Source organism: Ruegeria sp. BHSB056 (assembly GCF_059613305.1).
Genome location: NZ_JBXWSG010000181.1, coordinates 1 through 1,851 on the forward strand (window position 1 = coordinate 1; position 1,851 = coordinate 1,851).

The following is a 1,851-nucleotide window of genomic DNA, read 5'->3' on the forward strand; positions in this document are numbered from 1 at the left end:
CTGTCGAACTGAACACCCTTACAAGTTTTTCCCGCTGAGCTTTGAGGGAAAATATCTGCTGGTCCGTCTGTTCAAGATTGGTTTGCAACGCCCCTTGTTGCGCCAATCTGAACTGCAGACTGTCGGGGAGCGCATCGGAGTTGTCATTCTTAAACTCAAGAATGCGGGCGCTGCGTTTGCTCAGCTCGTCGTTGAGGCGGTCGACTTCCAGCTGGAAGAAGGCCAACGTATCGGTCGCGCGTTCCTTGCGGTACGCGACATCCAGCTTCTGGATCTCCGTCAAATACGCATTCAGGACGCCAGCCGCAATCGGGCCGGTCCGCGCCTCGAAACTGATTGTCATCAGGTTAGCTTGATTGAGACCACCGGAAGTCCAGATCGAGGTGTTCTTGCGCATGGCTTTGACAATTTGGTCAGGGCTTACCTCATCCTGGTTAGGCAGCACCTGAAGCTCACGTGCGATCTCCAGAAGGACCGGACGGGTCAGAAGGCGCTGTTCGATAATCTGAAGCTGTTCCGCCGCAGGTGTGGTGACAGTACTGGCCGCCAGACTGCCCGGAATCTGAGGCGATTCAACGATCAGGCGCATTGTCGAAACATATGTGGCTGGCAATGTTCTGGCGACAATGAACGAGGCCACGGACACGACCAGAGCGACGATCAGAAAATACGGAAACCGTCTTAGGAAAATGGAGAAATAGTAGCGTACAGGACCCATCTCAGACCGTCAGCTCCTTCTCAAGTGAGTTGCCACCAAAGAAGACACCGTCATCGATCACCTGCTTGACTACATCTTCATTGACGTTCTCTACCTCGTTCGTCCAGGCATAAAGCAGGGCAAAGTCGCAGAACTGATTGACCAGGCGCGGCACACCGCGGGTCTGCTGAAAAATCACCTTGCAGGCGTCTTCTGTAAACTCGCCACCGGACCCGCCGGCCGTTTTCATTCTATGCCTGATATAGGCTTCGACGGACGACTCATCCATCCGTTCCAGGTGAAAACTTGCGGCCACGCGCTGCGTCAGCTGGCGCATCTTGGGGTCCAGAACCATGTCGCGCAATTCAGGTTGGCCAACCAGAACAAGCTGGATCAGTTCGTCCGTGTTCGAGTTGATATTGGTCAGCATACGGATTTCTTCCAGACCTTCAACTGTCAGGTTCTGCGCTTCGTCAAAGATCAGGACCACCCGCCGCCCTTCGGCATATTCCGCGACCAGAAAATCCTGCAGATCCCGGAACAGCTGAACATAGGGGGCGTCGTTGTTAATTGGCAGGCCCAACGCATGCAGAACCCATTGCAGCAGCTCTCCGCGACCACCCTGCGCATTCGAGATCAGCCCAACGGTGATCGACTCTTCCATTTCACTCAGAAGATGCTGCACCAGGGTTGTTTTCCCGGCCCCGATCTCGCCTGTCAGCACTGTAATGGGTGCGCAGCTCATGATGCCGAACTGCAGCACCGAATACCCACGCTTGTGCAGCGGTGACCAGTACATGAATCCGGGGTCCGGAAGCAGTGTGAAGGGCCGCCGATCGAGCCCGAAATAGTCTAGATAAAACCCGTCACTGGACGCCATTGCACCTCGGCTGCCTTCCGCCTTGTCAAACCTCGTACCGGCCCCCTGGAGATTATCCAAACTTAAACTCTGAACCACCAGAAATCCCTTACATAAAGAACACGTCACATAAACAAAAAGTACTTGGGTACTACTTTGCCACAAAATCAAGATAGCAGGCACCACTAAACTGCACACGCGGTGAATTGACCTGCGACCCCCTTCAATCAGAATTATTTCTCACAATTGTTTCCATCTACGCCTTTGGAAAAGGTCCGTCGATGGCGCCTTGGCA

General features: G+C 54.0%; 1 protein-coding gene and 1 pseudogene. Both read right to left on the bottom strand.

All coding sequences use genetic code 11. The features are described from left to right. Nucleotides 1-718 (bottom strand): annotated as a pseudogene (locus AC2FND_RS20145) (GumC family protein); the annotation flags it as partial. A 1-nt stretch (nucleotide 719) separates the two neighbouring features. Further along, on the bottom strand, nucleotides 720-1,496 hold the full coding sequence (locus AC2FND_RS20150) for an ExeA family protein (protein WP_496771474.1): 777 nt from the start codon (nucleotides 1,494-1,496) through the stop codon (nucleotides 720-722). Nucleotides 1,497-1,851: the final 355 nt, after the last annotated feature.